The organism is Kouleothrix sp. 19917 (assembly GCF_057073505.1).
This window is the reverse complement of sequence record NZ_CP097099.1, coordinates 5,597,841-5,623,462: the sequence shown is the minus strand read 5'-3', so window position 1 is coordinate 5,623,462 and position 25,622 is coordinate 5,597,841. Positions and strand designations below refer to the sequence as shown.

Sequence of the window (25,622 nt, the reverse complement as noted above, 5' to 3'; positions counted from 1 at the left end):
GCTGGAGGGTATGGCAGAAATTGTTTTCGACGTGCAGAACGTCGTGTATCGCTACAATGCCGAAGTCACCGCGCTCAAGGGCCTGTCGCTGCAGGTTGCGCGCGGCGAGCGCGTGGCCATCCTGGGCGCAAACGGCTCGGGCAAATCGACACTGCTGCGGCTGCTGGATGGCCTGTACTTCCCCGATTCGGGCAGCATCAGCGCGTTTGGCGCGCCGCTGACCGAAGAAGCCCTGCAGGATGACGAGACGGCATTTGCGTTTCGCCGGCGCGTGGCGCTGGTCTTTCAGAACCCGGACGTGCAGCTATTTAGCCCAACGGTGTTTGATGAAGTAGCGTTTGGGCCGCTGCAACTCCGCTGGCAGAAAGATGAAATTCGTCGCAAAGTGAACGAAACACTCGATCTGCTGGAGATCACGCATCTGAAGGATCGTTCGCCGCACCGGCTTTCGGGTGGCGAGAAGAAGCGTGTGGCGCTGGCGTCGGTGCTGGTGCTCGACCCCGAGGTGCTGCTGATGGACGAGCCAACTGCCGCGCTCGACCCGAAAAGCCAGAGCATGGTCGTCGATTTCCTGATCGGCTGGAGCGGCGGCGCAAAGACGGTCATCACCGCCACGCACGATCTCGACATTGTGAGCGAGATCGCTGACCGCTGCTTTGTGTTTCAGACCGGCACGGTGCAGGCCGAGGGCACGCCCGACGTTATTCTGAGCAACGAGCCACTGCTGCAAAACAGCAACCTCATTCACGCACACCGCCACCTGCACGGCGAAGAGATCCACGCGCACGCGCACTTCCACATGCGCCACGAACATCAGCATTAGAGCAGTCGGCAGTCAGCAGAAGCCAGCCGGCAGCAGCACTAAGGCATCAGAAAGCTATCGCGTACAAGATTGACGGCTCATCCATTGTGACGAATGCTGTAGAAGCGGAGAGCGGGTTAGAGTGAAAGGGTGAGTTTGCAAGTTGCAGGTTTGAATGTTGCATGTTGAGTTTGCAGTGACCTGCAACCGCTTGAGGGTTTAGGGTCTGGGGTTTTGGGATTGTGTCTGCAACCTGCGACCTTCAAAACCTTCGCGTTCTTTGCGCACTTTGCGGTTCATTACCGGTCGTCGGTCCTGCAAACCTTCAACCTGAAAACATGCAACCTGTAATTCAAATTCTCCGTGCCTCTGTGTCTCTGTGGTGAAATTTCGTTCGTCTCACGGCAGCATGCCGCACGCCTGCATGCCAATCAGCGCGATGATGTAGATGCGGACGATGCGCGCCAGAAACACGGCGCTAAAGAACAGCCAGAAGGGCAGACCCAGCGCGCCAGCGGCGAGACCTGCCACATCGAAGGCAGGGTTGGGCGGCGCACCAAACAGAAACAGCACAGCAAATGCGCGCCAGGGGTGGCGCATCTGCTGGTGCACCCAGCGGTACAGCCAGCTCTCCTGCACCAGGCCGCGCCCCGAGCGGCCAATAAAGAACGCCAGCGATTCGCCGATTGCCGAGCCAAGCGCGCCAAGCACAACCACCAGCGGCAGGTTCGGGCTTTGCGCGGCGATGCACGCGACAATTGGAATATAGGGCGTGGGCACGATGGTAGTGGCGTTGGCCAGCATCGTCACCAGAAACACGCCGATGTAGCTGTAGTCGCGTAGCTGCGCCAGCCAGAAGCGCCCGGTTTCCCCACGCAAGAGCACAAAGAAGCCCAGGTTGAGCACCAGCGCAAACAGGATCGCCAGCGCCGGGCGCAGCCAGCGCCGCAGCCCCACACGCGCTGGCGGGGTTGCGGCGCTTGCCGTTGGTTCGAGCGATTCGGGAGCCATAGCTTATCGCCGGCGCGTGGCGAGCCAGGCGGCCAGCGCGATGATCAGGGCCAGCACGCCCGCCACCAGCCAGCCCGGCCCGTTCCCGCCATTTGTTGGCACGCCCGTCGGCGTCGCCAGCGTGGTGGTGTCGGGCGAGGTGCTGCCCGAGGTGGCAAGCTGCGCGGAGAACACTGGCGTACCGGTGGGGGCGGCTAGTGCGGCACCGCCGGCGCTGTTGGCGGCATCGCCGCTGGCAGCCGTTTCGGCGGTTTTCTCGCGTGGCTGCTCGGGCGCGGCGGTGGCTGCATCGTAGGCTTCGGCACCGCTCGCCGCTGGCTCGGCCGTGGCCTCGGCGGCCGTGCGCGCGTCGGGGCTTGGTGCGAGCGCAGCCCCCGCCGCAGGGGCTGCCGCTGCTGCGGTTGGCTCGGCTGCGGCTGGTGCTGCTTCGGCTGCTGGCGCTGCGGTTGCTTGCGGCTCAGCGGTTGCGGCAGCCGCCATCGGCGCTGCGGCGGCAGGGGCGGAAGTTGGCGCGGATGCAGCCATTGGCATAGTGTCGGCAGCTGGGGCGGCGGTTGCCTCGGCAGCGGCGGCTGCACCTGCGCCGAGCGGCGCTTCGGCGGGAGCTGCTGTGACCCCTGCGGCTTCCTGCTGCGAAACGGGCGCGCTGGCGGACATGCCCCCACCGCTGCTGGTGCGCGTCAGCGCATAGCCAAACACCACCACCAGCGCAACCGCAATCAGGCCGGAAGCGAACTGCCCCCAGGGAAATACCCATGCGCGCCGTGGCGCCACGGCCTGCGCGTCGAGCGCGAACGAGCGCGGCGGGCGGGCGGGCGGCAGCTGGCGCAGCAGCCCCACCGTTGCGCGCAGATCGTCGAGCGCGGCGTTGAGTGCCGGCTCGCGCTCCAGGCGCTGCTCAAGCGTGGCGCGCTCGGGGCCATTGAGCTGGCCGTCGATATATGCCGAGAGGAGTTCCAGGTCGGCGTCATTCGGTTGTGGGTTGAAATTCGTCATTCGCCTATGGAAGTGCGGATTACGCGAGTGCCGCGGGATTCGCACCTAGCAACTGTTTATAAACCTTCGCCCTCATGACGGTAACGCGCCGGCAGAAGTTCCCCGGCACGCAGCACGTCGCGCAGGCGGGCGCGCCCGCGGCTCAGGCGCGATTTCACCGTGCCAAGGTTGGTATTGGTGATCTGGGCGATTTCATCATAGGCCAGCCCTTCAATATCACTCAGAATGAGCACCACGCGCTGATCTTCGGGCAGCTCGCCCAGGCCGCGCTCGATCGCCGCCGCCAGCTCGCGCCGCAGCGCAAAGTCGGTGGGCGTTTCGCCGGTGTCGGCAATTTGCAGGGGCGCGGAGTCTTCGTCGTCGGCTTCGATATCGAGCGAGACGGCGGGGCGGCGCTTGCGCTGGCGCAGCGTGTCGTAGCAGGCGTTGGTGGCGATTCGCAGCATCCACGAGCGGAACGAGCCGCCACGAAAGCTGCGCAGGTTGCGGAATGCCGAGAGAAACGCATCCTGCGCGGCATCGGCGGCGCTGTCGGGGTCGCCGAGCATGCGGTAGCACAGGTTGTAGACGCGGCCCTCGTAGAGGCGCACCAGCGCGTTGAAGCTTTCGACATCGCCGCGCTGGCCGGCTGCTACAAGGCGTCGCTCCTCGTCGGCCATGGTGGGTTCTGCTCCGTTGACGTTCGTTTGCCGGGCGTATTATAGCAGAGCTTGCGGCGCAGGCTGAGTGGTATACTAACGGCAAATATGTGCGGTGGGGGTGCGTATGACACCGGGCGATATCGACGTTTTAATTGTCGAAGACGACGACGCGCTGCGCGGGCAGATCGGCCAGCTTGTCGAGCTGTGGGGCTATCGCACGCGCGTGGTCGCTACTGTGGGCGCGGCGCTGGCCGAGCTTGAGCGCGTTCCGGCACAGGTGGTGCTGACCGACCTGATGCTGCCCGATCAGCCTTCCTACGCGATCATGCGCTGGGCGCAGGCGCGCCGCCAGCCGCCACCCGTGGTGGTGATGACGGCCTACGCCTCGCTGGATAGCGCAATCGAGGCGCTGCGGCAGGGCGCGTATGATTTTCTGCTGAAGCCGGTGGTGCCAACCGAGCTGGAAGCGGCGCTGGTGCGCGCCCGCACTGCCGTTGCGCTGGAACACGAGCGCGAGCGCGCCGAGCATTTGCGCCATGTTGCCGAAGTGGCGCTCACGCTGGCGCACGAGATCAACAACCCGCTCGCCATCCTCATGGGCGAGCTGCAGCTCCAGCTGCGCGAAGGGGGCGAACCGATCGAGCCGGCCGCGCTGCAGATTGCGATTGATTCGGCGAAGCGGATTGCCACGGTGGTGCGCAAGATCATGGCGCTGCGTGAAGTGGCCTACCAGGAGTATGGCGGGCTGCGGCTGATCGACCTCGACGCGGGCGTGGAGTAGCGCTACTCAAAGCGCAGCAGCGTCTGCCCAACCTGCACGACATCGCCGCGCCGGAGTGGCGTGGCCCCCATGATTCGCTGCCCACCCAGGTAGGTGCCGTGCGTGCTGCCGGCATCTTCAATCGTGGCCTGCGCACTGTTGCCGCGAATAATCGCGTGCCGGCGCGAAACTGCGGCATCGCCAAGAATGAGCACCGCGCAATCTTCGCCGCGCCCGATCAGCGCGCCCGCGCCAACCAGCGGGTAGATCAGCGGCTGGGCCGGCCCGGCGATCACGCGCAGCGCGCCCCAGGCTTGTACAGCCGGCGTTGGCGGCTGATACACCGGCGGCGGGGCGGGCTGGTAGGCTGGCGGCGTGTAGGCGGGCGCGGCAACCGGGCTGGCCGGGGTTGCGGCCACGCGGCGCGGCCCGCGCAGCAGGCGGAACAGCGCAAACAGCACCAGCGCAATCAGCAGCACCATGCCGCACGCCAGCACGCCTGCGATCAGCAGCAGGTCGCGGCCAAAGTTGCGCGCCGCGCCAGTGTCATTCGTGCCGGGGATGTCGACGGCGAGCGGCGTTGGGCGAGCGGTTGGCTCGGCTGCTGGCTCGGCGGTCGGGCGGGGCGTGGGGCGCGCAGCGGGCGTGTTTTCGGGCGGCTGCGTGGCCGTGGGCGCGGCGGCGGTGGAAACGCTCAGCGCCTTGCAGGCGTCGATGCGCCCGCTGCCAAGATAGTTCTTTTCGGCCAGCGTGGCGTTCTGGGCCGAAATATCGACCACATACTCTTTCAGCGCCGCCTCGACCTGCCGCCAATCCCAGTCGGGGTGCGCCGAAAACAGCAGCGCCGCCAGGGCCGACACAAATGGCGTGGCCTGCGACGTGCCGCTCATGTAGTCGTAGCCCTTCTGGAAGCGCTCGTCGCGCGGGACCTGGCTGGTCAGGTAGACGTCGTAGGTCGGCATGGTCGAGAGGATGTGCACGCCCGGCGCGGTAACGGTGATCCACCGCCCCGAGTTCGAGAAGTCGGCTTTGATGTCGTTATCGTCGGTGGCGGCCACCACAACCACATCGGGGTTATCGCCAACAATCGCATTCTCAAGCGGCAGGAAGTCGTTGCCAGCCGCCACAATCACCAGCGAGCCCTTGCTTTGCGCATAGCGAATCGCACTGGTGACCTGCTCGGAAACGGTGTCGGCGTCGATGGTGAGCGAGGCGCCCAGGCTCAGGTTGATCACCTGCGCGCCTTTGTCGGCGGCGTAGCGCACGCCCCGCGCAATTGCGCGATCCGAGCCGGCGCCGCGCGCGTTCATCACGCGAATGGGCAGAATGCGAACCCCCGGCGCAAGACCCACAATTCCTTCGTTGTTGTCGAGCGTGGCGGCAACAATGCCAGCGACATTCGTGCCGTGGCCGTTTTCGTCGCTCGGGTCGTTGTCGCCATCCACAAAATCGCGCCCGTCGGTGCGCAGCCGATCAACCAGATCGGGGTGGTTCAGGTCCACGCCGCTATCTACCACCGCCACCGTCACGTCGGCGCTGCCGGTGGTGACGGCCCACGCGCACTGCGCGCCAATTTGCTGCAAGCCCCACTGATCGCCAAACTGCGGGTCGTTGGGCGCGTCGGGGCTGGCTTGCGTCAGCGTGGGCGCGAGCGCGAGGGCGAGCAGAATGGCGGGAAGCGTGCGTTTCATGATAGTTTTGAGTTGGCAGGTTACAGGTTTGCAGGTTTGCAGGTTGCAGGTTACGGGTTGGCGGGTTTGCAGGTTGCAAGTTGGCGGGTTACAGGTTGCAGGTTGGCAGTGTTCAGCAACCTGCAACTTGTAAACTTTCTAACTTTCTAACGTGCAACTCCTACCGCGGCAGGGATGCGTCGGTCAGGTACCATGTGCCCTCGAACTTGGTGAGCGTGAAGGTCGTGTCGATCGGGCGGTCGCCGGTTTTCTGCTCGTCGCCGAGATCGAGCACATAGTGCATGCTGGCAGTCCAGCGCACATGCGCCTGCTCGCCGTCGTTGTCGAGCAGCTCGTAGCGCGGGTTGTCGAAGCGCACTTCGCGCAGGTACTCAACATACGAGCGCAGCTCGGGGCTGATCTCGCGGCGTGCAATCGTCGGCTCGACAAACTGGAGCATGGCGTCGGCGTTTTTCGCTTCAATCGCGCCAACAAAGCCTTTCACCACCTCGATCGGGCGCGCGTCCCTGCTTGGGTCGTTCACGCGCATCAGCAGCAGCGCCACGCCGCCAGCCAGCAGCAGCCCGGCAGCAAGCAGCGCCCAGCGCCACCAGCGCGGCAAGGGAGCGCGCGGCTCAGCGCGCGGGGCCAGCGGCTCGGGCAGGGCCGGCAGCGGCTGGGTGGTTGGTTTGCGGGTGCCTGGTTCCTGTGCCATACAGCGCGTCACCACACAATCGTGTTACTAAGGATACGCCAACCAGCTGGGCGAAGTTGCGTCGGAGTGTGAGTATACGATGAGTGACGAAGGGAGAACCGAGAATCGCAGCAGGGTTTAGGGTCTGGGGTTTTGGGATTGGGCAACAACCCGCAACCTGCAACCTTCTAACCTGCAACTCCCAAAAACCCCGTGCCTCTGTGTCTCTGTGGTGAACTATTCGGTCGTCGTTCGTCGTTCGTCGGCCGTCGCTACTCGGTATCCATGTCGGCTTCGATCACGCGTTTGGCGCGCGGCAGCTTGTACACGCCCGCCGAGCGGCGCGGGAAGACATGCTCGGCAATCGCGACAAACTCGCCGGCATCTTCCATAAACATATGCTGGCCAATGCGAATCACCTCGTCTTCGATCTCGATCACGTTGTACGAGTTCTTGCCGTGCTCGCGCCCCTTGCCGCGCCGCGACGTAGTGGTGCCGCTCTGGCAGATGATTGTGCCCTGGCGCAGATCGGGCCGCACGTCGAGCGTGGTGCCGACGTAGGACACATGGATGTGCCCGCACAGCATCAGTTCCACGCCGCAGCGGTCGAGCATCGCCACCGCCTCGTCGGCGTTTTTGATCATGTTGCGCCCTTCCGAGCCGGGCGGGTTGACGACGTGGTGATGCAGCACGGCGACCTTGCAGGTGCCGGGCGGGGCGGCCTGGAAGCGCTGTTCCATTGTTGCGAGCTGCTCAGGCGTGAGGTAGCCGCCGTCGATGGTGCGGCCATGCGCGGTGCAGCCGCCCACGACCATCAGGCCGGGCAGCTCGAACACCGGGTTGAGGTTGGGCGAAATGTGCTTCTTGTAGGTGTCGTAGGAGCGAAACAGCCGCCGGTAGACATTGAACATCGGCACGTCGTGGTTGCCCGCCACCACCAGGCGCGGCTCGGGCAGGGTCTTCAGAAAGGCCGTGATCGTCTTCCACTGCCTGGCGAAATCGGCGCGCTGCACGAAATCGCCCGAGGCCACCAGCAGGTCGGGCTTGAGCGCGTGCGCTTCGCGGGCAACCTGCTCGGCGAGCTGGGCGCGAAACGGCGGCCCGGCGTGCAGGTCGGACACATGCATCAGGACATAGCGCACAGCCTATTCCTCCGCCGCTGGCGCGGGCATGGCCGAAACCTGGGCCTTCTCGCGGGCGAGCTGGTAGAGCGCGCGCAGGATCAGCGCGACTTCGACGCCAACCGCCACAACGAAGATATATTTCACGGTTGGAATGATGTATTCCATGGGATTACTCCTCCGTATTCGGGCTTGCCGCCCGAGATTGTAGCACCAAAAAGGCTGCGAGAAAAGCGAGTATAATGCGCCCCAGAGATCGCCCCTACCCGGGAGGCAGCCGATGACCGTGAACTATGTGCGCTGGTTGCGCAGTTATGTGGGCCACCAGCGCGTGTTGCAGCTCGCGGCCAGCGCGTTTATTCGCGATGAGCAGGGCCAGGTGCTGCTGGGCCGCCGCAAGGATGTGATGCTCTGGGCACCGCCTTCGGGCGTGGTGGAGCTGGGCGAAACGCCCGCACAAACATTGTTGCGCGAGGTGCGTGAAGAAACCGGGCTTGATGTGCGGATCGAGCGCCTGATTGGGCTGTATACCGGCCCCGAGTTCGAGTGGACCTACCCGAACGGCGATCAGGCGCAGATCGTCACGAGCTTCTTCGAGTGCGTGGTGGAAGGCGGCACGCTCAAGCCCGACTACACCGAGTTCACCGATCTGCGCTACTTCCCCGAGCAAGCCATGCCCTCGATCATGCCGCGCTGCACGCGCATGCTGCGCGACGCCTTTGCCGGGCGCTATGGCATGTTCGACTAAGCCATGAAGCGCATTGCTTACGCCAGCCCGCTCAACCCCGCGCCCTCCGGTATTTCCGACTATAGCGAAGAACTGCTGCCCTTTCTCGCGCAGTACGCCGAGGTGGTGGCCTATGTCGATGACGGCCTGAAACTCTCCAACGAGGCGCTGCTGCGCCACATGGAGGTGCGCCCGGTTGGCCAGCTCGAGCGCGACCAGCGCCGCCGCCGCTTCGATGCGGTGCTGTACCACATGGGCAACAGCCCGGTGCACGCCCAGATCTGGCGCGCCATGCAGCGCGTGCCGGGCGTGCTGGTGCTCCACGAGTTTGTGCTGCACCATTTCATGCTGAACTACGCCGCCACCGTGCAGCGCGACATCGAGCGCTACCGCGCCGAGGCGGGCCGCCGCTATGGCGAAGAAGGCGCGCGCGTGGCCGAACTGATGCTGCGCGGGCGTTTTGTCGAGGCGGCCTTTGAGCTGCCCTTTTCCGAAGACGTGCTGGGCGCAGCCGAGGGCCTGATCGCGCACAGCCGCTGGGTGCTGGCGCGCGCCGCCGCCCTGGCACCCGGCTTGCCCGCCGCGCATGTGCCAATGGGCGTGCCATTGCCGCCCGCAATCCCCAGGGCGGCGGCGCGCGCCCGGCTGGGCCTGCCCGCCGACGCGCTGATTCTCGCGTCGTTCGGGCATATCAACCCCTACAAGCGCGTCGAGGCGGTGCTGCGCGCCTTGAAAACCCTGCGCGCCGAGCACGCCGACGCGCGTTACGTGCTGGTTGGCAGCGTCTCGCCAAACTACGATCTGCGCTCGGCAATTGCGCGCGCCGGGCTGGAATCCGCCGCCACCGCCACAGGCTATGTCAGCCGCGCCGCATTTGAGGATTATGTCGCCGCCGCCGACATTTGCGTGAACCTGCGCCACCCCACTGCCGGCGAAACCTCGGCCAGCCTGCTGCGGCTGCTGGGCGCGGGCAAGCCCACGCTGGTCACGGCCAGCGGCTCGTTTGCCGAGCTGCCGCCCGGCGTCGCCGCCCAGGTCGATCTCGACCGCAGCGAGGGCGATCTCATTCTGGCCTACTGCCGCCTTTTGGCCGGGCAGCCCGCGCTGGCCGCCGCAATGGGCGCATCGGCGCGCGCATATGTCGCCCGCGAGCACTCGCTCGATGGCGCGGCCAGCGGCTATATGCGCTTTCTGGCGGCGCGCTATGGCTGGGGCGACATGCCGAAGCTGCGCCCGCCGCTGTGGGAGCTGCCGGGGGCAGAAGGTCGCGATGCAAACGTGAGCGAGGCACGCACGCCTGCGCCAGCGCCAGAAGCAGCCGCGCCCGTGCCGGCAGGCATTGCGCCGGTTGCGCAGGCGATTGCCGGCCTGGGCGCGAACGAAGACGATGCGGCGCTGCTGGAAGCCGCTGCGCGCGCGCTCAAAGAGTTGGGGGCATAGCGGAAAGACAGTGCGGCGTGTCGGAACGATGCTGCGGCACGGATGAAGGACTCTGCGGCGCGGATGAAAGACACTGCGGCACGGATGAAGGACACTGCGGCGCGGATGAACGACGCTGCGGCGCGGATGAAAGACAATGCGGCGTGTCGGAACGATGCTGCGGCACGGATGAACGATTCTGTGAGTGAAATACCGCGCTTAAGCGTAATGGTATCGGGCTTGGAGAAAGTCGATACGCTCGCCCTGAACGAGGTAAACCAGGCGGTGTTCTTGCGTGATCCGGCGCGACCAGACATCCGCGCCAAGGTACTTCAGTGGCTCGGGCTTGCCGATCCCCATGAACGGGTCGCGCAGAACCGCTTCGACTAAATCGAGAACGCGCAGCGCTGTGCGCCGATCAGTTTCTACCCACCATCGCAGGTCTTCGCGAAATTCATCCTGAAACACGGCAAACCTGGCTGCCGGCGCGGCCTCGGACGATTTACGCTTCTTCGCCAAGCCTCACCTCGTCGCGAAGCTCGGCAACGGATTGACTTTCTCCAGCACCCTGGCGCGCGCGGGTGAGCGCGGCAAGCAGCCGTTCGGCGTTGGCGGGCGAACGCAGGAGGTGCGCGGTTTCTAACAGGCTGGCGAGCTCGTCGGCTGCGATCAGCGCCACATCCTCGGCCCCGCGTCGCTGAATAATAATGACCTCACGATCATCGGTGACTTTGTCGAGCAAAGATGCCAGATGCGCGCGGGCCTGGGTGTAAGTCGTTTCAATCGCCACGACACCACTCCTTGCGAAAAATGTACAGCACTACTGTACGTTTTGTTTTGGGGAATGTCAAGCAGCAAGAACCGAACAGTCTGCAGCTGGCAGTTGGCAGTGAGCGTAACTGCAACATTCAAACCTGCAACATTCCAACCTGCAAACCTTCAACTACCCCAAATCCACCATCTCGCGAATATTGCCGCGCACCTGCGCGGGCCGTAGTGCTGCGTCGCGCGGGCGCGCAACCATTGGCATGCCCCAGCGCGGCGACATCGTGATCTTCACGCGGCGGTCGATTCGCGCATTGGGCCGCAGCTCGAAGCGGAAGCGCTGCAACAGCATTGCCAGCACGATCTTGATCTCCATCATCGCGAAGGTCGAGCCGAGGCACATATGCGAGCCTGCGCCAAAAGGCATGTACTCGTAGGTGCCGGGCGCGATCGTTTCCCAGCGCGCCGGGTCGAAGCGCTCGGGCGCGGGGTAGAGCGCGGGCGAATGGTGCGTCATGTAGGGGCTGAGCGTCACGGTTGCGCCGGCCGGCAGCGCGTAGGGGCCAAGCTGCGTGGCGCGGGTTGTGTAGCGCATCATAAAGGTTGCGGGCGGCAGCAGGCGCATGCTTTCCTTGATCACGCGCTCCAGCAGCGGCAGCTTGCCAAGCTGCTCGACCGTGGGCGCGGCGCCGCCGAGCACGGCGGCCAGCTCGTCCTGCACATCCGCGAGCACGCGCGGGTGCTGCGCCAGCAGAAACAGCGCCCACGTCAGCGCGTTCGAGCTGGTTTCGTGCCCGGCCACAAAAATCACGCTGGCCTGGCCGATCAGCTCGTCGTCGGAAAGCGCCGCGCCATCTTCATCGCGGGCGGCCAGCAGCATGGAAAGAACGTCGTGCTGCGCGGCCGGGTTGGCGCGCTTGTGCGCGATCATCGCCACGATCCGCGCCTCCAGCTGGTCGGACAGGCGCAGCAGACGGCGGAAGGGCGTGGCGGGCAGGTCTTTCGGCAAGAGCATCACGCCGCCCGACTCCAGGCCATCCATCCAGCGATGAATAAGCGAACCGACGCCGCCGACATCGCGTGTTGCATCCACACCAAACAGCGTTTGCGAGGCGATGCAGAGCGTCAGGTGCTGCATGGCGCGGGCCATGTCGATCTGCTGGCCCACCCGCCAGCGCGCCAGCGCCGCCTCGGTAATTGCTACCATCTCGTCGCGGTAGCCTTCGACGCGCTTGCGGTGGAAGGCCGGCAGCATCAGGCGGCGCTGCTGGCGGTGCGTGTCGCCATTCATGCTGAGCAGGTTGCGCGTGAGGCGGGCCAGCGCCGAGCCGGGCGGTGTGGTGAGCGGCGCGATTGGTGCGGAGTGGAACAGCGCCGCGTCGGACAGCACCTGCTGGTTGAGGGCCGGGCCAAATGCGAACATCCACCAAGGGTGATTTTGCATCACACCCGCAAGGTCGCCGTAGTCGCGGCGCAGCGCGCCCATCAGCGCAATCGGGTCGCGCAGGAAGGTGATTGCCTGGCCGCGCCAGCCAAAGCGCGCGCGCGGGCCGGGGATTGTTGCAGCGAGCGGTTGTGTTGCCATTGGTGTTCCTGATCAGGGCTGAGTTACTGGGAAGTTAACAGGTTACAGGTTTGCAGGTTGCAGGTTGTGTAGAACCAACGGAACCACGGAACCGCAAGCAGTTGGCAGTAGGCAGCCGGCAGGAGGTATAGAACCAAGAACCGAGAACCACAAAACCGCTGAACTGCGGAACCACGGAACTGCAAGCAGTCGGCAGTAGGCAGCCGGCAGGTTGTGTAGAACCAAGAACTACAAAACCGCTAAACTGCGGAACCACGGAACCGCAAGCAGTTGGCAGTAGGCAGCCGGCAGGTTGTGTAGAACCGAGAACCACAAAACCGCTAAACTGCGGAACCACGGAACCGCAAGCAGTCGGCAGCCGGCAGATAGCAGTAACCTGGAACCTTCAAACCTGCTAACCTGCAACATTCAAAATCTCCGTGCCTCTGTGCCTCTGTGGTGAATCTTACAGCCCTTGTTTCTGTCTCTATCATCAATCGTAAATCTCTGCGCACTTTGCGTCTTTGCGGTTATTTCTCTTTTCCCCAGGCGCGGCCAGAGTTTGCCCCATCAGGGCCAAACCCTCGCGCGCTTCGAAGCCAAGCTTGCGATTGATCGCCAGCATGCTCGGGTTGTTCGACTCGACGGCGGTGCGCAGCTCGTGGCAGCCGCGCTCACGCGCGTAGGCAATCGTTTCGAGCTTGAGCGCCATTGCGACGCCCCGCCCGCGATACCCCGGGTGAATGGCGGTGATGCGCTGGTAGAGCCGCTCGGGGCGGGCTGTGTCGGCGTGCAAAAAGCTCATGCCCACGTAGCGCGGGCCGTCGCGCACAATGAAAAACGCCTCGGGCATCGACTCGGGCAGGCCAGTGGCTTGCTGGGCCAGCCAGCTCGGCGGCGCGTCGGCGTGCGGGTGCAGCGGAATTGGCACATCGCCCGCGACCAGTGCGTAGAGCGCGTGAAGTGGCGGCAGCCAGTCCGCGCCGCGCGCGATCTCGGCCGCGAGGGTGGTGATTGTCAGGCCGCCCAGCTTTGCGTAAGCGCCGGCAAAGCGCGACGGATCGCAGCTGCGCGGGTCGAGCGCGAAGGCCCAGCTGTGCAGCAGCTCGCGGAAGCCGCGCCGCGCCAGCGCGGGGTGCAGCTCGGCCAGCGTGTCGTCCACTTCGAGCAGCAGCTCGCGGTAGCCGTGCGCCGCAACATCGGCCTGGGCGCGCTCGTACAGCGCCGCGCCGATGCCCTGGCGCTGCTGCGCGGGCAGCACGCGCACGACGCACCATGCGCGGCCGGTTGGCGCTGCCCACGCAACGTCGAACCAGTAGGCATAGCCTAGGGTCGCGCCACCGGGCTCGACCGCAAGGTAGCGCCGCAGCGGGCGGCCAAGCTCGGCAAACGAGGCATCGAATGCGCGCCAGTCGTCGGCGTCGCGGAACTCGTAGTCGAGGGCGTACTGCGGGGGCGTGCTCGCGCCGATGGCGGCCAGCGCAGCGTAGGCCGCGTCGGATGGGACGAAGGGTTGAATCTCGATTGCGATGGGCACGCAGGCACCTCGTGTAGCGGCGAACACAGGCAGTGTACCACAGTTGGTGCCAATTGCCGACGACTGGATTATTCACCACGGAGGCACCGAGGCACGGAGGTTTTAGGTGCCGCTAGCGTCCTGAGTAGCGGCGCTAGCCGCGTATCGAAGGGCGGCGACCAGAAATATCACCACGGAGACACAGAGGCACGGAGGTTTTGTGAGTTGCAAGTTATAGGTTGTTGGCCCAATCCCAAAACCCCAGACCCTAAACCCTCGTGCGGAAGGTCGGCTGGTCCATGCAAACGCAAAACTCAACATTCAAACTTGCAACCTGCAAACTCGCCGCTCGCCCGCTAGGCGCGTGCCGTGAGGTAGAAGAAATCGCGGGTGTCGGGGGCGAGAAACTGGCGCGTGTCGCCCACCATGTCGGTGAGCAGCTTCTGCGCGACGAGATGCCCGCCCGCGCCCGGCGCATAGGTAACGAAGCGCACCCACCAGCTATTGATGTCGAGCTGCATGGCGCGGCTGGCCCCGCCGCTGGCGAGCGCATTCGCAAGCGAAGAAATGGTCAGGCCGTCGCCAGCAGCGTAGATCAGGTAGCGCCCGTCGGCGCTGAGGCCCAGCCCGCTGCGCCAGGTCGCCACGACATTGTGCACCGTTTTGCCCCACAGCTTCGGGTCTTCCTGGTCGGCTGCGCCAGTGGGCAGGCCGCCGTCGAGCAGCAGCGGGCAGTTTTGTCGCCACGCCACAAGATTAGGTGAGGCGGTGATGTCGCTGCCCCACGCGCCGAGGCGCACGCTGCCGTCGCGGTAGATCGCCAGCGTCGCCAGGTTGTCGGTGGGCGGCAGCAGCACGGTGTTGCCCACGCCCATGCCGAACGCGCCATTGGCCGCCTTGAAGCCGCCGTTGAAGGCAGCCAGCAGCGCGCCCGAGCGTTGATCAGCAACTGGGATAATGCCGGGCCGCGCTGTTTTCACGCTTGAGATCGGCTCCTGCGTGCCAGCCACGAGGTGCAGCTGTGTTGCGCGCAGGTCGATGCGTACCAGCGCGGTGGCAACATACGGCCGCGCCGGGTCGGGCGTGACGATGGCGCGCTCGAGTGCGGGCGCGCCGCTCGCGGTGGACATAAACGGCGACCAGTTGAGCGCGGCCGGGCCAGTTGCGCCACTCGGTGCGGCGCTGGCGGTCGGCTGGGCGGGCGGCGGTGTTGCGGCAGCAGTGGCTGGCTGCGAAGCGCCAGGTGCTGCCGGCGCGGCCCAGCTAATGGCAGGCGCGTTGCCGGTGGCGTGGTAGCGCGCCTGCCGCACGCTGTCTTGCGCCTGGAAGGCCCACGACTCAACCTGCGCGACGGCTTGCGCGCCAAACGCAGCGCGCGCCATGTCGACGGCTTGCGGCACAAGCTCGGGGCGGGCGTAGAGCGTCGCGCCGGCCAGACCGCCGATCAGGGCAAGCACAACCACCACTGAACGCAGCCAGCTGTGCCGGCGGGATGGGCGCGTGGGCACTGGCGGGGCATATGGCGAATGCTTGATCATTGTGTATGCTCGCTTTCTTCTCACCATCCAGCAGTGTAGAAGTGCAGATAATCGGCCAGGTGCGCGCGCCAGTAGGCGTCGGTGTGGCGGCCAGGGAAGATGTGCAGCTCGTAGTCGGCGCCGGCCTGCTGAAGCTGGCTGGCGAAAGTTTCGGTGGGCTTGCGCAGGCCGTCGTGGTCGCCGACGTCGAGGTAGGCGCGCACATGGCCGCGCGCCAGCGCCGCCGCGTCGGGATAGATGCCGTTGAACGAGCCGATTGCCGGGCTGTGCGCGCCGACCGCGCTCCACAGCTCGGGGAAGCGCGCCGCCAGCAGCAGCGCCCAGGCCGCGCCATAGGAAATGCCGCCCAGGCGGCGATGATCGCGGTCGGCAATCGTGCGCTCGTCGCGGTCGATCTGCGGGATGAGCGTGCTTTGCATGAACTGCGCGAAGGGCGGTGGGTTGCCGCCGAGCGGGCCGAAATCCTGGCCGCCGTCGGGCAGCACGATCAGCAGGGGCGGGATGTCGCCGCTGGCGATCAGCGCGTCGGCGGCCGTGTCGACGCCAATGTCGTCCCAATGCTCGTCGTTGTGCTCGCCGCCGTGCAGCAGGTAGAGCACCGGGTAGCGCCGGTTGAGCTGTTGCGCATAGCAGGGCGGCGTATACACGCGCCAGCGCTCGTCGCGGCCCAGGGCGCTGCTGAAGGCGTGCATGCGCGCGACCGCGCCGTGCTGCTCGCCGCAGGCGGTGGGGCCGGGCGTGCTGGTGGGCGTGGGCATTGGCGTGGCCGTCGGTATCGCGGTTGGTGCGGGTGTGGGTGTGGCGCTTGGCGTGCTGGTAGGCGCGGGTGCTGGTGTGGCGCTGGCGGTGTTCGTTGGGCGTTGTGTGGCGGGCGCGCTTGTTGGCGCAACACGTGCGCTGGGCGCGCAGCCGGCGATTGTGGTGCAGAAAAAGATTGTGATGATCGCGCTGCGCATACAATACTGCCGCACACAAAACTATCGCCATAATGCTAGATCGCGAAGCTAAAAAGAAAATGAGCTATGTGTAATGATTGCTTGAGAACTTTTCTTAGCCATACTTTACGCTTTGCTCATTTCGCGCTTATCTTGCGGCGCTACAGTGAATGGCATCTCCTTTCCCGCGTCGCAACCCTATCGCTTGCGGCCAACGCGGCCAGCCACAACGGCGTGACTGCCTGCACCAAGCACAGCAAAGCCCGTTGGCAATGACGCCAGCGGGCCTTGTGCGATTCGCTGTGGGCGGTTGTTATGCAGCGAGCGCGCGCTGCTGGCAGATCTGCTTGATCTGCACGATCAGGGCGTTGATATCGAATGGCTTCGAGATGACCTGCAGCACGTTTGGCAGGTGGTACCAGCGCCGCTCCTCGTCGCGGGTGAGCGCAGCCGAACACACCAGCACCGGCATGCCCGAGGTCAGCGGGTTGTTTTGCAGGTCGAGGTAGACATCCAGGCCGCTGCGGTGGGGCATTGCCACGTCGAGCAGAATAACGTCGGGGCGGCCACCCTCGGCGAGCATCACACCAACCTCGCCGTCGGGCGCAAGCAGGACTTCATATCCTTCGTGCTCGAACAAGAGCTTGAGCAGCGTTCGCAGGTTTGCATCGTCGTCGATTATCAGGACTCGATACTGTTCCGCAAGCATTCTTCACCTCGTTAAGGCGCGTGCGGCGCGCATCATTGTGGGCCCGGTAGCGGCCTTTGCTGTTGAGACGAACGGGCGCACGCTATGGTTTCACGGCCTGCTGCTATGTTTTTTGCAATCGCCCCGTATACTACACCATCGCGTACGCAATTGCCACTGCCCAACTGCGCCCTGCAGGCGCGTGGCATCCACGCCAAACGCATTCTAATCGGCTCCGAGGCAAGTGCGCGAAGATGAACAAATGTGAACGTATTGTCATTCTTATATCAACTCCGTTTGATCACTTTTTCTGGTGCTGCACCTGGCTTTGCCGGGTGCAGCACCAGAAAAAGAAAATTCGGGGGCGGCCAAGCCACCCCCGAAATCCCAATTTTGTAAGCAATTAGCCGAAATTGGTATTACTCGACGATCACAGCTCCCACCATGCCATTGCCGTCGGGCGTGCCGTGGAGCTGGCAGTAGTACTTAAAGGTGCCGGCCTTGCTGAAGGTCACGCTTTTTGTGTCGCCCGGCTGGAAGATCGCCGTGTCGAACGAGGCGTCGCTGGCGGTGGCCGAGTGCGGCTTGGCGCCATCGTTCTTCCAGGCGATTGTGTCGCCCACCTTGACTTTGATCTCAACCGGCCCGAACTCAAAATCCTTCATCGATACGCCAACCGTTTGCGGCGCGGGTGCCTGCGCGGCGGGCTGGGCGGCTCCGCCACCATCGCCCACTTTGATCACGCCGGCCATGCCGCCACCGCCCGCGCCGCCGTGGAACTCGCAGAAGTAGGCGAAGGTGCCGGGCTTGTCGAAGGTCTGCTTGAAGCTGCCACCCGCCTCAAGCGTGCCACTGTTGAATGAGTTGTCGTCGGCGGTGACGGTGTGCTTGCGCTGGCCGGCGTGGTTCCACACCACCGTGGTGCCAACCGCCACGCTCAGCTCTTTAGGCGTGAAGGTGTTGTCGCCAATTGCCACTTCGGCATTGCCAGCCGCCGGGGCGGGCGCGGGCGCTTGCGCGGCGGCGGTGGGTGCGGCAGCTGCGGCGGGCGGTGCCTGCGCGGCCGACTGATCGGCGACGACGATGCTGCCGGCCATGCCTTCGCTGCCCTTGCCGCCGTGGAACTCGCAGAAGTAAGGGAAGGTGCCCGCCTTGTCAAAGGTTTGCTTGAAGCTGCCGCCCGCGCCAAGCTGGCCACTGCTGAACGAGCCGTCGTCGGCGGTGACGGTGTGCGGCTTCTGGCCTTTGTAGGTCCACACCACGGTCGCGCCCACCGGCACGGTCACTTTGTTCGGCTCGAACTTGTTGTCCACAATATCGACGTTGACCGTCTGCGCGGCAGCGGCGGCGGGGGCCTCGGCGGCGGCAGGCGCGGCGGCGGGCTGGCCTGGGGCAAGCGCAATGCCAGCCATAAGCTGGGCGTGCTGGTAGGCGGTAAGCACACCGCCCTCGCCGGGGATCGGGCCGATCTGCTCGTCGAGGTTAGTGTCGACGCCCTGGATGGCTTGCTGCGCCAGCGCCACAATGCTCAGCACATCCTGCTGGGTGTCGGCAATGCCGGCGGCGGCGGCAATTTTCAGCGCGCGGTCGTGAATGTCCTGGATGCGCAGGCGCGTGTTTTCGCCAGCGATCTGAACGTGCCCGGCGTGAAGCTTGATCGCGTCGGTGGCGTCGGGCGCGTCGGCGGCGAGCTTGGCATGGTCGATCATGCCCTGGATGTAGCCCTGCTGCGTGCCGTTTTCAAGCAGCCCAAAGCCGTCGCCGGGGTTTTGCACCTTGCCGTCGCCGTTCAGGTCCTGCGCGCCCGAGCCGTCGATGATGTTCGCAATATGCTCGGCGTGCACTTTCACCAGGCGAAAGTCGCCGGCCTGAAGCGCGTCGTTCAGGAATTGGGCGTGGCGCTGCAGCTCGTCGGCTTCCTGGCGCAGCCCAAGCGCAAAGCCGATCTTGTTCGGGGTGTTGCCAATGCTGAAGAGGACGTGGCGGATGTGTACCAGCGCCTTTTCCGGCAGCGCGCCAGCCAGCACGACATTCTGGTTGTTGGTCTGTGCGTCGGCCTCGCTGGATTGCGTGACGTAGACCTGATTGAACGCGCCAAGCAGGTTGTCGTTAGTGGGCGACACAAAGGTCAGGGTTGCGGGGTCGCTGCCCAGGCTGAGCTTGCCGAGCGGCAGGCTGGCGCTCGCGCCACCGAGCCACGCGGCATAGACCTGCCCGGAAGGCGGGGCTTGCAGGCCGGTGATCGACACCAGCACCTGGTCGTTGCGCAGCACCTGGTCGCGCCAGGCCAGCGCGCCACTGCCAGCGGCAGCCGGGGCGGCGGGCGCGGCGGTGGGTGCCTCGGCAGCGGGCGCGGCGGTGGGCAGCGCGCCAACGGTTGGCTCGGCGTCCTGGGCCGGCTCGAAGGCGGCGGTGGGCTGGGCGGCGGCAGGCGCGGCGGTGGGGGCCTCGGCGGGGGCCGGCGCGCCGCCACCACAGGCGGCCAGCACGAGCGCGAGTAGCGCGCTTGCGATTACAATGCGGAATTTCAAGAGTTTGCTCCTTTCACGGGACATCGATACTATGCCTTGTTTCCAAGTTTCAGCGATGGCGCGTTATGCGCTGCGGCTGGCGTGCGTCTGCGTTTGCAGGCGGTGCGTGCGATCAAAGGCCAGCAGTGCGGCCGCGCCAGCAATTGCCGCCACGCAGCCGCCGATATAGACGAGCCCAAGCGGCTGGGCGGCAAAATTGAAATCGCCAATGAATACGATTGCCGCCAGCGCGATCAGCACCGCCATCACGATGCCGGGGCGCATTTCGGACACCACCGGGGCCATGCTGCGCGAAAACACCAGCGGGGCCAGGCTGAGCGCCAGCGCCAGCAGAAACACGCCAAACGTGCGCGCTGTCAGCAGCGTCATTTCGCCCGGCCAGATCGTGCCGCCGCGCGCCACGCCAACGGTCAGCAGCAGTGCGAACGCAGCGATTACAAGCGTAAAGGTGGCGGCCAGCATGCGCGCCCAGCGCGGGGCAGGTTCGCCGGCCGGTGTGATGCGCGGCCGGGTGCGCGCCCAGTCGGCCAGGCTCGCCAGCGTCGCCACGGCGCTGATGCCTAGCGCAATGGTGTAGGCGATGCCGAAGCCGCTGTTGAAGTTGAGCGTCTGGCGGTGCAGCAGCAGCAGCGCCGCTTCCAGCCCACTGAACGCCCAGGTGAAGATCAGCGGCGTGTGGTTGACCGACCAGTTCCAGTTGCGCGCCGCCTCAAGGGCCATCACCCCGCCGCCGAGGTAGGCGCCGCCCAGCGTCATGGCGGCGAAGGGCGTGATCTTCCAGGCGGCGTTGGCGGAAGACCAGCCGGGCGCGGCAAACAGCGCAACGCCCATGAGCGCAAAAAGTCCGGCGGTGAGATACGTGAGTTTTTGTGTGCCTGGCGAAAGCATGGGTTTCTCCTCTGTATCGGTTGCAGGTTCGAAAGTTTGAAAGTTGGCAAGTTAGACTGAGAACCGAGAACCGAGAACCAAAAACCGCAGAACCGAGACACGAGAACCGCGTGAGGGGTTAGGGTTTGGGGTTTTGGGATTGGGCAACAACCCGCAACCTGCAACGTGAAACCTTCCAACCCGCAACTCTTCGGCGCCCATTGCGTCCTTTGTGGTTGATTCTCTCGGTCGTCGCCCTTCGATACGCGGCTGACGCCGCTACTCAGGACGAAGTCGTTCGTCGCACAACCTGTCAACCTGAAAACCTGCAACCCGCGAACTCTCCTAATGGTGGTGTTCGTGCGCGCTTGCGCTGGTGGCGGGCTGCACCGCGAAGACCGCGAAGGCCAGCGGTTCGCCGGGCGCGCTGGCGGCCTTGAACGGGAACAGGCCAAAGCCGGCCATAAACTGCGCGTGCTCGTAGGCCACCACGCCGCCGCCCTCGCCGGGAACGGGCGCGATCTCGCCGTCGCCATTGGCGTCGTCGCCGCGCTGGATCCACTCGCTAAGCTGGCCCAGGTGCGTGATCGCATCGCCGGTGGCGGCCAGGTCGGTGGCCTGCGCCACCTGCAGCGCCAGCGCGCGCGCCTCGACCGCCCATTCCTGCATGTTCTCGGTGCAGATCAGCACATGCTCGGAGTGCGCCTTGACGCTGTCGCTGGCGTCGGGGGCGGCCTTCGCGGCGGTGGCGGCGTCGCCGGCTGCGCGCAGGTAGCCATTCTGTGCGCCGTTCTGCAGCAGCCCAAAGCCATCGCCCGGGTTCTGCGAGCGCCCGTCGCCATCGAGGTCACCAAACTTGGGGTCGAGCGAGCCGGCGATCAGGTTATAGACATGCTCGGCATGGCGCTTGACGCCGGCCAGGTCGTTTGCGGCTTTGGCGTCGGCCAGGAACTTCGCGTGGCGCGCCAGCTCGTCGGTTTGCAGGCGAATGCCCGTGACGTAGCCTTGCGCGGTGGGCAGGCCCGGCCCGTTCGCCAGCAGCTGCGTGAGGAACTGCGATGCCTGGCCGGGCAGCACGCCCTCGAAGACGGGCTGACCGCTGGGCTGGCTGGGCTGGCTGCCTGCCGGCTCCTGGCTCACTACAAAGCGGTTGAAGCGCGCCGCAAGGTTGCTGCCGTCGGGCGAGTTAAAGGTGCCCGTCGCGCCGCCGCCGCCATCAATCGCCAGCGGGCCAAGCGGCTGGGTCGCGCTGCCGTCGAGCGTCGTCAGGAAGGCGAACAGCGCCTGCCCGGAAGCTGGCGGCGTGTCGACGCGCAGGCTGACCGCGATCTGATCGCTGCGGCCCTTGTCGTCGCGGAAGGCTGCGGTGCCACTGGGCTGGCCGAAGTATTTCACCGGCAGCGGGTTGGGCGTGGGCTGCGGCGTGGGCGCGGCGGCCTGCGGCACGGCGGCCACCAGCGGCGGCGCCTGATCGGCTGGCACAACCTTGATCACGGCAGCCATGTCTTGCCCGCCCGCGCTGCCGTGCAGTTCGCAGAAGTACGGGAACTCGCCGGCCTTGTCGAAGGTGTGCTTGAAGCTCTGCCCCTTTGAAAGCAGGTCGGACTTGAACAGCGCGCCGTCGTCGGCGGTGGCGGTGTGCGGCGCGCCATCCTGGTTCACCCACACCACCGTCGTGCCCACCGGCACAATCACTTCTTTCGGGTTGAACTCGAAGTTCAGCATCGGCACGGTCAGCTCATCCGCTTTCTGCGCGACGGGCTGGGCCTCGCCGCCGGCTGCGGTCGCCGGCTCGGGGTTGTTCACATACCACACGCTATAGACCCACACGCCCAGCAGCGTCACGGCGATGTAGAGCGCGTAGGCCGTGCGCATGAATAACTTGTAGTTCTTGAAGCGCAGCGCCTGCGGCACCAGCTTGTTGCCGCGCAGCATCACAAAGGTGCCGAAAATCAGCGTGATAAAGCCGAGCGCGGCGTGGATCAGCGCGGCGCTGTAGAATGGCTCGTTCAGCTTCTGCGGGATGCCCGGCGCGGCCGATTTGAAGAACGACGCGACCATGATTGCGAGAACCTGCACGACATTGATCGAGACGGCGACGGTTTGCACCCAGCGGTGCGCGTTGTAGCGCTTGGTGACGGCCAGCAGCATGCCAACAGTCAGCAGCAGCGCAACGACAATCCCCAGCACCAGCGAAAGGTCGGCCAGGACTGATGCGTTTGTTCCCAGGAAACCCCTGCCATTCATGGCAACGTCCTTTCACAGCAGAAAAGCGTGTGCTACGCTAACCAAGCCCGCGCGGCGCGGCATTTCCAGCCGGTGGAATGCCGGTTTCCGCCTCGATAAAGGCGTTCAGGTCGTTCAGGTTTGCGAAGTAGATCTGTGTGCCATTGCGCACGTGCTGCACCCAGCCCCGCCAGTGGCCGCCTTTGGCATCGTCATCGGTGCGCTCCCACCAGATTCGCACAATGAACGAGCCGTCGTGCCTGGCCGGATCGCTCGACATAGTCATTCCATAGCCCTCCCGCTGACGACAGGCGCATTCTAGGCGCGGGGTGTCGTGCCGATATCGAGCGCGGCGGCCGTGCCCAAACCTGCACGACATTTTGTTTGCGGGCGGGGTGTGTATAATTGCCAGGAGTCAGGAGGCAGGAGGCAGGAGGCAGGGGCTGCGTGGAGAAAACCGAGAACCAAACATTAGCCAGTCGGCAGATGGCAAGTGGCGATGATCTGCAAACCTGCAACGTGCAAACATGCAGCCCTTTGCGTCCTTTGCGTCCTTTGCGGTTTATTCCGGTCGTCGGTCGTCGGTCGTCAAGAAAGCGAGAACTCATGCCCGAGCAAATCCATGACGTGCACCTGCGCGACCGGCTCGAAAGCGATCTGCCCACCCTGTTCGCGAACCAGAGCGACCCAGCCGGCTCCGAGATGGCGGGCTTTCCGTCGCGCGATTACGACACCTTTTTGGCCCACCACACCCGCATCAGCGCCAACCCCTCGAACATCATCAAAACCATTGTGGCCGACGGGGTGGTGGCTGGCGATATTGGCAGCTGGGAGATGGACGGCGAGCGCGATGTGGGCTACTGGATCGGGCGCGAGTTCTGGGGGCGCGGCATTGCCACGCGCGCGCTGGCAATGTTTCTTGAGCAGGTAGCAACGCGCCCGATCTACGCGCATGTGGTGAATCACAACCACGGCTCGCGGCGCGTGCTGGAGAAGTGCGGCTTTGCCTTGTGCGGCGAAGACGGTGAGGAGTTTATCTTCAAGCTTGAGTAGCTGGCGTAAATGCTGGCCCGAAAGGAACTACAATGGCGAAAGGTTTTTTCTCGCGCGGCTTTCTTGGCCGGCGGTGCGACCCGGCCGCCAGCGGGCGATTGCCGCCCGGCCAGTATCTCACCGATGGCTTCCCGGTGCTTTCGGCTGGACCCACGCCCTACACGCCGAAAGCCAAATGGGATTTCACCGTGGAAGGCGCGGTTGAAACGCCGCAGCGCTGGACCTGGGACGAACTCCAGCAGTTGACGCGCGAACCAATCAGCACCGACATTCACTGCGTCACCAAATGGTCGAAGTTCGATACGAAGTGGTCGGGCTTTTCGCTCGATCTGCTGCTGGGCCTGGCAAAGCCGCGAGGTCAGTTCCTGCTGGCCTTCTGCGATGGCGGCTATGCAACCAACCTGCCGCTGGCCGATGTGACCGGCGGCAAAGCCTGGGTGGTCGATACCTACGACGGCGCGCCGCTGCCGCTGGAACACGGCGGCCCGCTGCGCCTGCTGGTGCCGCACCTGTATTTCTGGAAAAGTGCCAAGTGGGTGCGCAGCTTGCGCATCAGCGAAGACGATCAGCTGGGTTTCTGGGAGTCGTTTGGCTACCACAATTATGGTGATCCATGGAAAGAACAGCGCTACCAGGGCGATTAACCTGGCAGATCGCGCGCGTTGCCGAGATCATCGAAGAAACGCCGCGCACCAAAAGCCTGGTGCTGGAACTGCCAGGCTGGGCCGGGCACCGCGCCGGGCAGCATGTCGACGTTCGGCTGACGGCTGAGGATGGCTACCAGGCCGAGCGCAGCTACTCGATCGCGTCCGCGCCGGAAGACCCGCGACTCATGCTGACGGTCGAGCGGATTGACGATGGCGAGGTTTCGCCCTACCTGACCGATGGCGTGCAGCCGGGCGATCAGTTCGAGCTGCGCGGGCCGATTGGCGGCTATTTTACGTGGCAGGTGGAGCAGGGTGGCCCGCTGCTGCTGGTGGCTGGCGGCTCGGGCATTGTGCCGCTGATGGCAATGCTGCGCCACCGCGCCGCGCGCAAAAGTGATGTTCCAGCGCGCTTGCTGCTCTCGTCGCGCGAATACGATGCGATCATCTACCGGCGCGAGCTGGCTGAGCTGGCGGCTGCCGACCCGGCGCTGCGAGTGTTTCACACGCTGACGCGCCGCCAGCCGGTGGGCTGGGATGGCTACGCGCGCCGAATCGACCGCGCTATGCTGGCGGAGGTGGCCTGGCCGCCAGCGGAGCAGCCGCAGGCATTTGTGTGCGGCCCGACCGCGCTGGTGGAAACGGTGGCGGCGGCGCTGGTGGCGCTGGGCCACGACCCGCAGCGCGTGAAGACCGAGCGATTTGGATCAAGTGGAGGAACGCTATGACGCTTGAGGAACAGCGCCTCGACGGCAATGCGGCCGGTGGCCTGCTGGGGCAGGTGTTTGCTTTTGATATGACGGCGGCGCGGATCACCTGCGCGGGTTGCGGGCGCGATGGGGTCGTTGCCGAAACTCCCGTCTATGCCTCGGCCATGGGCACGGTGGTGCGCTGCCCCGGCTGCGGCGATGTGCTGCTGCGTGTGGCGCAGTCGCCCGATCGCGTCTGGTTCGATTTTGGCGGAACCGGGCGGCTGGTTGTGTACCAATAGTGCAGATCTCGCTGCCGGGAAGGCGACCGCGCAGGCCCTGTGCCATACGAAGCGCGGTGCCGTATGTGGTATGCTTCCGCCACCGGGCGTGCCGCGAGGCGGCGCGTAATACTGCCGAATGGAGAGAGTAATGGATGTGACCGGATTGGTTCTCGGGGTGGTGCTTGGCTCGCTGGTAACATCGGTGCTGATCTGGTCGCAGCGCGGCACTGCGCGGCAGCAGCAGCCGCCAGGCTATTTTGCTCGTGTGGCGCAGAGCGTGGCACTCACCGCGCTGCTGGCTGGCCTGGCGCGCGTGATGCTCGACTATGGGATGCTGGGCACCGTGAGCGCGGCGGGGTTGTGGTTCGGCGGCGGCTGGTTGCTGGGCGGCTTGCTGGCTGGCTGGTTCCTGAGCGGCCGCAGTGCGGGATGATTTGACGGAGTGATATTCGGCGTGGCTTAGGGCAACAAGGCCGAAATT

Annotated in this window: 27 protein-coding genes; 9 read left to right on the top strand and 18 right to left on the bottom strand. The window is 65.2% G+C overall.

Annotated features, from left to right (window positions below):
* The first annotated feature begins 10 nt into the window (after window positions 1–10).
* Window positions 11–823 (top strand): energy-coupling factor ABC transporter ATP-binding protein, encoded by an 813-nt coding sequence (locus tag M1P90_RS22700; protein ID WP_483697706.1) that lies wholly within the window; start codon window positions 11–13, stop codon window positions 821–823.
* 378 nt (window positions 824–1,201) lie between these two features.
* Here the strand turns inward: M1P90_RS22700 and M1P90_RS22695 are convergent, their stop codons facing one another.
* Genes M1P90_RS22695 through M1P90_RS22685 form a run of 3 tightly spaced genes read right to left on the bottom strand, consistent with a single transcriptional unit; the run spans window position 1,202 to window position 3,468 of the window.
* Window positions 1,202–1,813 (bottom strand): VTT domain-containing protein, encoded by a 612-nt coding sequence (locus tag M1P90_RS22695; protein WP_483697704.1) that lies wholly within the window; start codon window positions 1,811–1,813, stop codon window positions 1,202–1,204.
* A gap of 3 nt (window positions 1,814–1,816) precedes the next feature.
* Window positions 1,817–2,809 (bottom strand): anti-sigma factor family protein, encoded by a 993-nt coding sequence (locus tag M1P90_RS22690; protein WP_483697702.1) that lies wholly within the window; start codon window positions 2,807–2,809, stop codon window positions 1,817–1,819.
* Window positions 2,810–2,865: 56 nt separating this feature from the next.
* Window positions 2,866–3,468 (bottom strand): sigma-70 family RNA polymerase sigma factor, encoded by a 603-nt coding sequence (locus M1P90_RS22685; protein ID WP_483697701.1) that lies wholly within the window; start codon window positions 3,466–3,468, stop codon window positions 2,866–2,868.
* Between the two features lie 106 nt (window positions 3,469–3,574).
* On the opposite strand from M1P90_RS22685, the gene M1P90_RS22680 reads away from it, so the two are divergent.
* Window positions 3,575–4,231: a response regulator gene (locus M1P90_RS22680; protein ID WP_483697699.1), complete on the top strand. Its 657-nt coding sequence runs from the start codon at window positions 3,575–3,577 to the stop codon at window positions 4,229–4,231.
* Between the two features lie 2 nt (window positions 4,232–4,233).
* Here the strand turns inward: M1P90_RS22680 and M1P90_RS22675 are convergent, their stop codons facing one another.
* The 4 genes from M1P90_RS22675 to M1P90_RS22660 all read right to left on the bottom strand — a co-directional run bounded on the left by M1P90_RS22675 (window position 4,234) and on the right by M1P90_RS22660 (window position 7,863).
* Complete coding sequence (locus M1P90_RS22675; protein ID WP_483697698.1) at window positions 4,234–5,901, bottom strand: S8 family serine peptidase; 1,668 nt, start codon at window positions 5,899–5,901, stop codon at window positions 4,234–4,236.
* Window positions 5,902–6,061: 160 nt separating this feature from the next.
* Window positions 6,062–6,595, bottom strand: a complete 534-nt coding sequence (locus M1P90_RS22670) for a hypothetical protein (RefSeq protein ID WP_483697697.1) — start codon at window positions 6,593–6,595, stop codon at window positions 6,062–6,064.
* 251 nt (window positions 6,596–6,846) lie between these two features.
* Window positions 6,847–7,716, bottom strand: a complete 870-nt coding sequence (locus M1P90_RS22665; protein WP_483697695.1) for a metallophosphoesterase family protein — start codon at window positions 7,714–7,716, stop codon at window positions 6,847–6,849.
* Window positions 7,717–7,719: 3 nt separating this feature from the next.
* Window positions 7,720–7,863 carry a hypothetical protein gene (locus M1P90_RS22660; RefSeq protein ID WP_483697694.1) on the bottom strand — a complete coding sequence of 48 codons (144 nt, stop codon included), beginning with the start codon at window positions 7,861–7,863 and terminating at the stop codon, window positions 7,720–7,722.
* A 112-nt stretch (window positions 7,864–7,975) separates the two neighbouring features.
* Here M1P90_RS22660 and M1P90_RS22655 point away from each other — a divergent pair, with 112 nt between their 5' ends.
* Together M1P90_RS22655 and M1P90_RS22650 are read left to right on the top strand one after the other, a co-directional pair.
* Entirely contained in the window at window positions 7,976–8,443 is a 468-nt protein-coding gene (locus tag M1P90_RS22655) for an NUDIX domain-containing protein (RefSeq protein ID WP_483697693.1), read from the top strand.
* Window positions 8,444–8,446: 3 nt separating this feature from the next.
* Window positions 8,447–9,862 (top strand): glycosyltransferase, encoded by a 1,416-nt coding sequence (locus M1P90_RS22650; RefSeq protein WP_483697691.1) that lies wholly within the window; start codon window positions 8,447–8,449, stop codon window positions 9,860–9,862.
* 198 nt (window positions 9,863–10,060) lie between these two features.
* Here the strand turns inward: M1P90_RS22650 and M1P90_RS22645 are convergent, their stop codons facing one another.
* From M1P90_RS22645 to M1P90_RS22595, 11 genes are all read right to left on the bottom strand, one after another.
* Complete coding sequence (locus tag M1P90_RS22645) at window positions 10,061–10,309, bottom strand: Txe/YoeB family addiction module toxin (RefSeq protein ID WP_483704677.1); 249 nt, start codon at window positions 10,307–10,309, stop codon at window positions 10,061–10,063.
* Window positions 10,310–10,343: 34 nt separating this feature from the next.
* Window positions 10,344–10,631 (bottom strand): type II toxin-antitoxin system Phd/YefM family antitoxin, encoded by a 288-nt coding sequence (locus tag M1P90_RS22640; protein WP_483697689.1) that lies wholly within the window; start codon window positions 10,629–10,631, stop codon window positions 10,344–10,346.
* A gap of 153 nt (window positions 10,632–10,784) precedes the next feature.
* Window positions 10,785–12,191 (bottom strand): cytochrome P450, encoded by a 1,407-nt coding sequence (locus M1P90_RS22635; protein WP_483697688.1) that lies wholly within the window; start codon window positions 12,189–12,191, stop codon window positions 10,785–10,787.
* 472 nt (window positions 12,192–12,663) lie between these two features.
* Entirely contained in the window at window positions 12,664–13,707 is a 1,044-nt protein-coding gene (locus M1P90_RS22630) for an N-acetyltransferase family protein (protein WP_483697686.1), read from the bottom strand.
* Window positions 13,708–14,042: 335 nt separating this feature from the next.
* Complete coding sequence (locus M1P90_RS22625) at window positions 14,043–15,224, bottom strand: hypothetical protein (protein WP_483697684.1); 1,182 nt, start codon at window positions 15,222–15,224, stop codon at window positions 14,043–14,045.
* Window positions 15,225–15,244: 20 nt separating this feature from the next.
* Entirely contained in the window at window positions 15,245–16,180 is a 936-nt protein-coding gene (locus M1P90_RS22620; protein ID WP_483697682.1) for an alpha/beta hydrolase, read from the bottom strand.
* Window positions 16,181–16,472: 292 nt separating this feature from the next.
* Entirely contained in the window at window positions 16,473–16,868 is a 396-nt protein-coding gene (locus M1P90_RS22615; RefSeq protein ID WP_483697681.1) for a response regulator, read from the bottom strand.
* Between the two features lie 398 nt (window positions 16,869–17,266).
* Window positions 17,267–19,378 (bottom strand): cupredoxin domain-containing protein, encoded by a 2,112-nt coding sequence (locus M1P90_RS22610; RefSeq protein ID WP_483697680.1) that lies wholly within the window; start codon window positions 19,376–19,378, stop codon window positions 17,267–17,269.
* Window positions 19,379–19,441: 63 nt separating this feature from the next.
* Window positions 19,442–20,266, bottom strand: a complete 825-nt coding sequence (locus M1P90_RS22605) for a hypothetical protein (RefSeq protein WP_483697679.1) — start codon at window positions 20,264–20,266, stop codon at window positions 19,442–19,444.
* 324 nt (window positions 20,267–20,590) lie between these two features.
* Window positions 20,591–22,492: a plastocyanin/azurin family copper-binding protein gene (locus M1P90_RS22600; protein WP_483697678.1), complete on the bottom strand. Its 1,902-nt coding sequence runs from the start codon at window positions 22,490–22,492 to the stop codon at window positions 20,591–20,593.
* Window positions 22,493–22,529: 37 nt separating this feature from the next.
* On the bottom strand, window positions 22,530–22,751 hold the full coding sequence (locus tag M1P90_RS22595) for a hypothetical protein (protein WP_483697677.1): 222 nt from the start codon (window positions 22,749–22,751) through the stop codon (window positions 22,530–22,532).
* A gap of 326 nt (window positions 22,752–23,077) precedes the next feature.
* Here M1P90_RS22595 and M1P90_RS22590 point away from each other — a divergent pair, with 326 nt between their 5' ends.
* The 5 genes from M1P90_RS22590 (at window position 23,078) to M1P90_RS22570 (ending at window position 25,574) form a co-directional block, all read left to right on the top strand.
* Window positions 23,078–23,524, top strand: a complete 447-nt coding sequence (locus M1P90_RS22590) for a GNAT family N-acetyltransferase (protein ID WP_483697675.1) — start codon at window positions 23,078–23,080, stop codon at window positions 23,522–23,524.
* Window positions 23,525–23,556: 32 nt separating this feature from the next.
* Window positions 23,557–24,168: a sulfite oxidase-like oxidoreductase gene (locus M1P90_RS22585; protein ID WP_483697674.1), complete on the top strand. Its 612-nt coding sequence runs from the start codon at window positions 23,557–23,559 to the stop codon at window positions 24,166–24,168.
* The gene (locus M1P90_RS22580; protein WP_483697672.1) at window positions 24,138–24,896 is read left to right on the top strand and encodes a ferredoxin reductase; all 759 of its coding nucleotides are present in this window, start codon (window positions 24,138–24,140) and stop codon (window positions 24,894–24,896) included. Before M1P90_RS22585 ends, M1P90_RS22580 begins: the two co-directional genes overlap by 31 nt.
* The gene (locus M1P90_RS22575) at window positions 24,893–25,159 is read left to right on the top strand and encodes a DUF6510 family protein (RefSeq protein WP_483697671.1); all 267 of its coding nucleotides are present in this window, start codon (window positions 24,893–24,895) and stop codon (window positions 25,157–25,159) included. Before M1P90_RS22580 ends, M1P90_RS22575 begins: the two co-directional genes overlap by 4 nt.
* A 136-nt stretch (window positions 25,160–25,295) precedes the next feature.
* On the top strand, window positions 25,296–25,574 hold the full coding sequence (locus M1P90_RS22570; RefSeq protein ID WP_483697670.1) for a hypothetical protein: 279 nt from the start codon (window positions 25,296–25,298) through the stop codon (window positions 25,572–25,574).
* Window positions 25,575–25,622: the final 48 nt, after the last annotated feature.